Raw genomic sequence first — 8,574 nt, 5'->3', positions numbered from 1 at the left:
TGCAGCAGGCCGGTACGGCCATGCTGGCCCAGGCCAACCAGGTGCCGCAGGGCGTGCTCAGCCTGCTGCGCTGATCCACGGCAAGAAGGCGCCGCTGCCGTCGGATTGAACCGACGGCAGCGGCAACCCGGAAGCCACGGTGCACGAAGGCGCGGGCCATGCCCGGCCCGGGAACCCTCCCGAACCGGCTTGGCATCGCCCGCTCCTGCGGACCTCTCTTTCAGCGCTGTACCTTTGACTGTACGTACCGGGCGGCTTCGTCTCCCCCCGATTGTCAGTAGCCTGATCCCTCCCCTGCATTGGGGGAGGGTTTTTTGCAGACTCCCGGCAGCCCGCGGTGAACCTCCCCGCACCCTGCCCCAACCCTCCTGCAACCTGCGTGCCAGAACCCGCGCCAGAGCATTGGCACGGCGCATGCATCAACGAAGTCCTCAAGACCCAGCGGCACAGGCCGCTATTTTCGTTGACGACGGGCCACCGCACGACGGCCAGGCCCGTATACCAGGAGAAACGACGTGGCAGACTTTGGATACGGTGGCATTGGCTCGGGACTGGATATCTCCAGCATCGTCAACCAGCTGGTCGCAGCCGACCGCAAGCCGGCCGACAATGCACTGAACCTGCAGCAGTCCAAAGCCAAGATGCAGCTGTCGTCGATCGGCACCGTCACCTCGGCCTTCGACAAGCTGAAGACTGCACTGACCGCGCTGAAGGCCACCACCGCCTTCGATACCCGCACGGTGACCGCCAGCGGCAAGGCGCAGCCCGCCAATACCGAGGATGTGCTGACCGCATCGGTGGCGCTGTACGACCTGGGCACGACCAAGGCGGCCGCGTCCAACGGCACGCACCAGGTGGAGGTGACATCCCTCGCCACGGCGCACAAGCTGATTGCCGACACCTCGTTCCCGAAGACCGACACCTTCGGCGCCGGAACCTTGACGCTGACCGTCGGCGTGGGCGACAAGGCCAAGACCATGAACGTGGCGGTGGAGGACGGCGACACGCTGACCACCATCCGCAACAAGATCGATGCCGCCGGCCGCAAGGAAGGCGTGCAGGCCACACTGATCACCTCCGGCGACAACCAGTACCTGTCGATCGCCCAGGAGAAGACCGGTGCCGCCAATGCGATCAAGCTGGAGTACGGCGGCAGTGATCCCAAGCTGGGCGCACTGGTCGGCAGCCTGAAACAGAACACCGCTGCAGCGGACGCCGAACTGACCATCGATGGCGTCAAGGTGGTCAGCGCCAGCAATACGGTGGCAGATGCGGTGCCTGGCCTGACCCTGAACCTGAAGGTTCCCGGCAAGAGTACGGTCGTGATCAGTACCGACACGGCCGCCGCCACCAAGGTGATGCAGGAATTCGTGACCGCCTACAACGCGGCCATCGCAGCGATCAACACCGAAACCAAGTACGACGCCAAGACCAAGGAAGCGGCCACGCTGACCGGCGACGCGCAGATGCGTGGTGCTGCCAGCCAGCTGCGTTCCATGATGTCGGGCGTGCTGAAGGAGCTTTCCGCCGACGGCCTGGACCCGAAGGTACTAGGCCTGCAGACACGCGGTTATCCAAACGCCGACGGCAGCCTGGTGCTCGACACCACCAAGTTTGCCGCCGCACTGGCCAGCCAGCCTGAAAAGATCCGCTCGGCCATCACCGGCGACACCGGCGGTGCCGGCACGCTCTACACCATGGTCGACGGCTATGTCAGCACCACGGTCGGCAAGGAAGGCGCCTTCGTCGCCCGCACCAAAGGCCTCAACACCACGCTGGACAACATCGACAAGCGCCGCAAGGACCTGGACACGCGCATGAAGGGCGTGGAAGAGCGCTACAAGAAGCAGTTCATCGCGCTGGACAGCCTGATGGGCAAGCTGCAGCAGAGCAATACGTCGCTGCAGCAGCAGCTGGCACAGCTGAACCGCTGAAGGTCTACGCGCAACGCTCAAGTTTGGCGTGCAACGCACCGATAACGGACGCAACAGCAATCATCGCCGCGCCGCCGGCAACGATCCCCTCGATCGCCCGGCGGCACCCCGCGCAAGGAGAATCACGAATGTACGGTTCCAGCCGTCAATATGCCGAACAGTATCGCCAGGTGGGAGTGACCAGTGCGGTCGCCGACGCCGATCCGCACAAGCTGGTGGCGATGCTGCTGGCTGGCGCGCTGGAGCGCGTGCGCCGCGCCCTGGCCAGCCTCGAGCGTGGCGACCAGGCCGGCAAGGGCAAGGCGATCGGCGAAGTCTGCGCGATCGTCGGCCACCTCAACGGCTCGCTGGACCATGAGGCCGGTGGCGAGATTGCCGGCAACCTGTCGGCACTCTACGACTACGTGCTGCAGCGCCTGACCGAGGCCAACCTGCACAATGATCGTGCAGCGCTGGACGAAGCCCTGCAGCTGCTGGGCGAAATCGACAGCGCCTGGAACGCGATCCCGCACGAACAGCGCCGCCCGGCCGCAGTGGCACCATGAGCCTGCACGAACTGCACGCGCAGCTGGACGCGTTCGAGAAGGCACTGGGCGAAGAAGCCCTCGACCAGGCCGACAGCCTGCTCGACGGCCACGACAGCGCCCTGCATGCCCTGCTCAGCCAGCCGCTCACCGCGGCCGACCACGCGCCACTGAGCGCACTGTTCGAACGCCAGCAGAACCTGCTCGGGCTGCTGCGCCAGCGCCGCGACGCGGTCGCTGCCCTGATGAACGATGGACAGCGTTCTCTTCGCGCGGCGCATGCCTACCTGCAGGCAGAATCGCTGGCATGACACAACTGCCGACAACGTCGCTGCACCACCCCGCCGAAAGCGAGCTGTTCGACGAAACGCTCAGCTGCGAACTGGCCCTGCCGGCCGAGTTCCAGCCCGGCAGTGCCGCCGGCCGTACCAGCAGCGCCGAAGGCCTGCTGCGCAGCCTGGCGCTGGTGGAAGACAGCCGCGTTGACGAGCATGACGACCGCAACGAGGCCAGCCTGCAGCTGCAGCGGCTCGAGGCCAAGCTGGACCTGGCGATGGTGTTGCTCGGCCGGCTGGTTCGCCAGCAGGGCCAGGAACTGACCCTGCGCCCGGTGCGCTGGTCACGCCGCGGCATCCGCCTGCAGCTGGGCCCGCGCAGCGGCGCCACGCCTGGCCAGGCCGGGCTGGTGCGGCTGCAGCCCAGCGACTGGCTACCCGACCACATCGACCTGCCGGTGGAAGTGATCGCCGAAGCCGCCGACGGCGGTGGTGGCCACTATCTCTGGCTGCGCTTCCAACGCCTCGGCGACGGCCTGGAAATGGCCATGGAGCGGCACCTGTTCCGCCTGCACCGCCGCCAGGTGGCCGAGGCTCGCCGGGCCCGCTGAAACCCACCATTGCGGTGCAGGACAGGCAACGCTTGGCGCGCCCGTTCAGCTAAGTTAAGGTGGACTCCCCTACACGGACCAGTTGCGTGCCTGTGCGAGTTCTCATCGTCGACGATCACACCCTGGTCCGCGCCGGCCTGGCGCGGCTGCTGCAGGGGTTTGCCGACGTGCAGCTGGTTGCCGAGGCCAGCAATGCCGAACAGGCGCTGCAGCTGGCCCTGCAGCATGCGCCGGATGTGGTGCTGATGGATCTGTCGTTGCCCGGCCGCACCGGCTTGGAAGCGCTCAGTGACATCCGCCTGCGCGCGCCCGGTACCCGGGTGGTGATGATGACCATGCACGACGATGCCGCGCATGTGCGCGATGCACTGGATCGCGGCGCGGTCGGTTTCGTGGTGAAGGATGCCGCGCCGCAGGAGCTGGAACTGGCCCTGCGTGCCGCGCACGCCGGCCAGGTGTTCCTCAGCCCGCAGATCTCGGCCAAGATGCTGGCGCCCATGCTGGGCCGCGAGAAGCCCACCGGCATCGCCGCGCTGTCGCCGCGCCAGCGCGAGATCCTGCGCCGCATCGGCAAGGGCGAGAGCAACAAGGAAATCGCCGCTGACCTCGGCATCAGCGTCAAGACGGTGGAGACCCACCGCGCACGCATGATGGAGTCGCTGGGCTGCCGCCGCGCCAATGATCTGTTGTTGCTGGCCGCCCGCCACCAGCACGAGCTGGAGTGAATCGGCATACCGGCGGCGACGAAATCCCGTCGCTCTGACAGGCCCCGACAGGAATCCGTACACGCCGCGTAGCAGACGCGGCAGGGCCGCCACCACGAATCAATGACTTGGCGACGGCCTTCGTCAACATCCCGCGCCAATGTAGGGGAAACCCTTACATCCTGTCGGGAGATCCACGAAAGCCCTCAGGAACCCCCCGATTCCACCCCCGTCGGATCAAAAGCAAGATGCGTTCCACAAGGCGCCGGGGAGCGGTGCCGGGGAACCACGATGAAGGCTGCACTCTCGACCCAGCTGGGCCAACAACTTCACCTCACCCCGCAGCTGCTGCAGTCGATCCGGCTGCTGCAGCTCGATGGCCTGCACCTGGAACAGGAAATCCAGCGCCTGCTCGACTCCAACCCGCTGCTGGAGATCGAAGAGGCCGAAGCCCCTGCCGCCGAGGCCACCGAGGCCAGCACCACCACGCTGGAGACGGCCGCGTTCGACGAGCTGCCGGAATCCTCGATGTGGGACGTGGCCGGCACCAGCTGGCAGGACGGCGACGACGACCGCATGGCGCGCATCGCCGCCGGTGAATCGACCGATCCGCAGCTGCGCGTGCTGCAGCGCCTGTCGCTGGACATGGACGACCGCGGGCTGGCCGTTGCTGCCTTCTGGCTGGACCACTGCGATGACGCCGGCTACCTGCAGGCACCGCTGGGCCAATTGCAGCTGCTGGCCAGCGCCCAGTTCGACATCGACGCCGACGGCGTGGAGGCCATCCGCCAGCAGCTGCTGCACGGCGAACCGGCTGGCATGGCCGCGCAGGACCTGCGCGAAGGCCTGCAGGCGCAGCTGCGCAGCCTGCACGGCGTGGTGCCTGCTCGCCACCTGGCCGCGCGCATCCTGGACGGCGCGCTGGACGCACTGGCCGCGCACGACTACCCCGCCCTCGCCCGCCAGCACGACGCCGAGATCGACGACGTGCGCGAAGCGGTGCGCCTGATCCTCTCGCTGCAGCCGCGCCCTGGCGACAGCCTGTTGCCCGAGCGCAACGCCGTGGTGGTACCGGACGTGGTCGCCTGGCACGCCGACGCGCAGTGGAAGGTGGCACTGAACCCGGCCACCAGCCGCCGCGTGTCGATCAACAGCCAGTACGAACAGGCACTGGCCGACAGCAACGACGCCGCCCCGGCCCTGCGCGAAATGCTGCAGGAAGCGCGCTGGTTCAGCCGCGGCCTGTCGATGCGCTACGACACCCTGCTGCGGACCGCGCGGGTGATCGTCGAGCGCCAGGCCGCTTTCCTGGTGCGTGGCGAGGAGGCCATGGCGCCGCTGACCCTGAAGGAAGTGGCCGAGGAAATCGGCATGCACGAGTCCACCGTCTCGCGCATCACCACCGGCAAATTCCTGCAGACTCCGCGCGGCACCTTCGAACTGAAGCACTTCTTCGCCGTGCGCCTGGAAGGCGCCAGCGTCTCCGGCCAGGCGGTAAAGGCCATGGTCCGCCGCCTGATCGATGCCGAGCCAGCCGGCCGGCCGCTGGCCGATGAAGCGATCGCCGGGCTGTTGTCGCGCCAGGGGGTGAACATTGCCCGCCGAACCGTCGCAAAATACCGGGAACAACTGGACATCGCCCCGGCCCGAGAACGGCGCCGGCTCGGCGCCAGGCAACCGCAGCTGGCCCGGGTGGGCTGAAAAGGATGTTGGACATGAACAAGCTTACGGTCCTGCTGGTCGATGACCACGAGGGCTTCATCAACGCGGCGATGCGCCATTTCCGCAAGATCGACTGGCTGCAGATCGTCGGCAGTGCCGGCAACGGCCTGGAAGCGATCGAGCGCTCGGAAACGCTGCGCCCGCAGGTGGTACTGATGGACCTGGCCATGCCGGAAATGGGCGGCCTGCAGGCCACCCGCCTGATCAAGTCGCAGGACGACGCGCCGTACATCGTGATCGCCAGCCACTTCGACGACGCCGAGCACCGCGAACACGCGCTGCGCGCCGGCGCCGACAATTTCGTCAGCAAGCTGTCCTACATCCAGGAAGTCATGCCGATCCTGGAAGGCCTCAGGGAGGATCGATCGTGAGCGAATCGCGCATCCTTGTACTGGACAACGACGCCGTGCGTGCCGAGCGCACCGTTGCCCTGCTGGAATTCATGGACTTCAACCCGCGCTGGGTTTCCGACGCGGCCGATTTCGACCTGGGCCGCCAGCGCCAGAACGACTGGATGGCGGTGATCGTCGGTAGCCTGGATGACAGCGCCGCCAGCACTGCGCTGTATCACTGGCTCGGCGGCAGCAGCCTGCCGCCGCCGGTGCTGCTGGCCGACGGCGATGCCGCTGCCTTCGCGCAGCAGCATGGCCTGCACGAGGCCAACATCTGGCCGCTGGAGACCCCGCTGCGCCACGCCCAGATGGAAGCCCTGCTGCGTCGCGCCAGCCTCAAGCGCCTGGACGCCGAGCACCAGGCCGGTGCCGTGCAGGAGCAGGGACCGACCGGCAACGGCCCGGCCGTCACCGAACTGCGCACCATGATCGAGCAGGTCGCTGCGTTCGATACCACCGTGCTGGTGCTGGGCGAATCGGGTACCGGCAAGGAAGTGGTGTCGCGCGCCATCCACCAGCGCTCGCCGCGCCGTGACGGCCCGTTCGTGGCGATCAACTGCGGCGCCATTCCGGCCGACCTGCTGGAAAGCGAACTGTTCGGTCACGAAAAGGGCGCCTTCACCGGTGCGCTCACCGCGCGCAAGGGCCGTTTCGAAATGGCCGAGGGCGGCACCCTGCTGCTCGATGAAATCGGCGACATGAGCCTACCGATGCAGGTCAAGCTGCTGCGCGTGCTGCAGGAGCGCAGCTTCGAACGCGTGGGTGGCAACCAGACCATCCGCTGCAACGTGCGCGTCGTCGCCGCGACCCACCGCGACCTGGAAACGCGCATTGCCGAAGGCAAGTTCCGCGAGGATCTGTTCTACCGCCTCAACGTGTTCCCGATCGACGTGCCGGCCCTGCGCGAACGCCGCGAGGACCTGCCGGCGCTGGTGGAAACCATCGCCGCGCAGCTGGCGCGTACCGGCCGTGGCGAAGTGCGCTTCACCGCAGAAGCCCTGCAGGCCCTGGCCGGCTACGAATGGCCGGGCAACGTGCGCGAACTGACCAACCTGGTCGAGCGCCTGGCGGTGCTGCACCCGGGTGGCTCGGTGCGCGTGCAGGACCTGCCGGCCCGCTACCGGGGCGACGCCGCGCTGGCAGCAGTGGCCGCGCCGGCACCGGTGCAGTCCGTCGCCAGCGAAGAACGCCTGGACCTGCGCAGCTTCTCGTTCCATACCCCGGGCAGCGGCAACCAGCCGGCGCTGGAGCATGGCATCGCCGTCAATCGTGTAGCAGCACCGGCCGCCCTGCCCGACGAGGGCATGGATCTGCGCAACCACATGGCCAACATCGAACTGGGCCTGATCAACGAAGCACTGGAACGCACCCAGGGCGTGGTCGCCCACGCCGCCCAGCTGCTTGGCCTGCGCCGCACCACCCTGGTGGAAAAGCTGCGCAAGTACGGCATCGAACGCGAGCAGGCCGAACTGGCCGGCTGAACCGCGTTTCCAGCATGAAGGGGGCACGAACGCCTGGGCTTGCCCGGGCGTTGGTGTTTGTGGGATTTGCAACTATTCCCAATGCGCTTCGCGCCGGGACGCAATAGCCTCAGGGGTTGCGATTGCCACCGATGAATGCCATGAGCGAGACATTTGAAAGCTCCATGCAGGAAATACTGGAATCCATGCTCGGCGTTTGCCTGGAGTACGGAGAGAATCGCGTGGATGGGGTCTACCTTTACGGCGCTGCGGAGGATGGGACTTCCTCAGCAAACGTCTTCTATGAAATAGGCGGTGGCATCTACAGGATTCACCAGTTGAACGACTCTCCAGCCGCCCAAGGAGGGCAGCAATTCGACCTTTCGCGAGACCGTAGCTTCGCTTTGCTGGATTTCGTTCTGGACGACTTTGACCGCCTGCTTGAGCTTCATGAAAGTCATGAGCGGGAGCCTCCTACCCAGCTGAAGGCACACTTGGACGCGGTTACCGGAAAGCTGAGCATCAAGTTCAGCCATGACCTTCATTTCTCCAATACCGAAGATCTCCTACCCAGCCATTTCTTCGAGGCTTGGCTCCAAGAGGTGAAGGACGGCTTTCCGAACAGCCGTAGCGCTGGTTAGTCCGGAACGAAGTCGCGGCGTCGAACGCGCACCGGCCAAATCGGCCGGCTTGCAGGCACAGCCAGGGGCAGATCCCTTTCCATCGGAAAGTGCTCCGACCCCTTTGTATTTCCCAGCGCCAGAATTCCGGCCACCAGCCCCTCCAGCCCCAGGCCAGAAAACCGACGCCGGTTAAATGGCGCGTCGATCGGGCTCAGAACCCATGCCGACCAGAATGTGTCGACCAAGGTCGACACCCACCAAGAGCAGCCCATGCAATTCCGACAGATCGCGGAGATCTGTCGAAGGCGGGGCGGGTCCGGTTGCGGGGG

General features: G+C 66.5%; 10 protein-coding genes. All 10 read left to right on the top strand.

Features of this window, described 5'->3' with window-relative positions; translation table 11 throughout:
* The coding region (locus tag QRO93_RS20640) for a flagellin (RefSeq protein WP_185695500.1) at positions 1-74 on the top strand (74 nt) is incomplete at its 5' end.
* Positions 75-515: 441 nt separating this feature from the next.
* A complete protein-coding gene (gene fliD, locus QRO93_RS20635) occupies positions 516-1,934 on the top strand; it encodes a flagellar filament capping protein FliD (RefSeq protein WP_006443677.1) in 1,419 nt (472 codons plus the stop codon).
* A gap of 128 nt (positions 1,935-2,062) precedes the next feature.
* Positions 2,063-2,479, top strand: coding sequence for a flagellar export chaperone FliS (gene fliS / locus QRO93_RS20630; protein ID WP_053449676.1), 417 nt, complete (start codon positions 2,063-2,065; stop codon positions 2,477-2,479).
* Positions 2,476-2,769: a hypothetical protein gene (locus tag QRO93_RS20625; RefSeq protein WP_006443673.1), complete on the top strand. Its 294-nt coding sequence runs from the start codon at positions 2,476-2,478 to the stop codon at positions 2,767-2,769. Before fliS ends, QRO93_RS20625 begins: the two co-directional genes overlap by 4 nt.
* Complete coding sequence (locus tag QRO93_RS20620) at positions 2,766-3,344, top strand: PilZ domain-containing protein (RefSeq protein ID WP_053511008.1); 579 nt, start codon at positions 2,766-2,768, stop codon at positions 3,342-3,344. Before QRO93_RS20625 ends, QRO93_RS20620 begins: the two co-directional genes overlap by 4 nt.
* A 92-nt stretch (positions 3,345-3,436) precedes the next feature.
* Complete coding sequence (locus tag QRO93_RS20615) at positions 3,437-4,069, top strand: response regulator transcription factor (protein ID WP_005413261.1); 633 nt, start codon at positions 3,437-3,439, stop codon at positions 4,067-4,069.
* 270 nt (positions 4,070-4,339) lie between these two features.
* Positions 4,340-5,749 (top strand): RNA polymerase factor sigma-54, encoded by a 1,410-nt coding sequence (gene rpoN, locus QRO93_RS20610; protein WP_053449674.1) that lies wholly within the window; start codon positions 4,340-4,342, stop codon positions 5,747-5,749.
* A gap of 14 nt (positions 5,750-5,763) precedes the next feature.
* Entirely contained in the window at positions 5,764-6,141 is a 378-nt protein-coding gene (locus QRO93_RS20605) for a response regulator transcription factor (RefSeq protein WP_010485922.1), read from the top strand.
* Positions 6,138-7,643 carry a sigma-54 dependent transcriptional regulator gene (locus QRO93_RS20600; RefSeq protein WP_053449673.1) on the top strand — a complete coding sequence of 502 codons (1,506 nt, stop codon included), beginning with the start codon at positions 6,138-6,140 and terminating at the stop codon, positions 7,641-7,643. Before QRO93_RS20605 ends, QRO93_RS20600 begins: the two co-directional genes overlap by 4 nt.
* A gap of 140 nt (positions 7,644-7,783) precedes the next feature.
* On the top strand, positions 7,784-8,263 hold the full coding sequence (locus QRO93_RS20595) for a hypothetical protein (RefSeq protein ID WP_180881056.1): 480 nt from the start codon (positions 7,784-7,786) through the stop codon (positions 8,261-8,263).
* Positions 8,264-8,574: the final 311 nt, after the last annotated feature.

Origin of the sequence: Stenotrophomonas maltophilia group sp. Smal17 (genome assembly GCF_030237045.1) — a bacterium.
In the GTDB taxonomy this organism is placed as follows: Bacteria; Pseudomonadota; Gammaproteobacteria; order Xanthomonadales; family Xanthomonadaceae; genus Stenotrophomonas; species Stenotrophomonas forensis.
The sequence above is the reverse complement of the archived record's forward strand: the minus strand, read 5'-3'. Positions and strand labels throughout refer to the sequence as shown.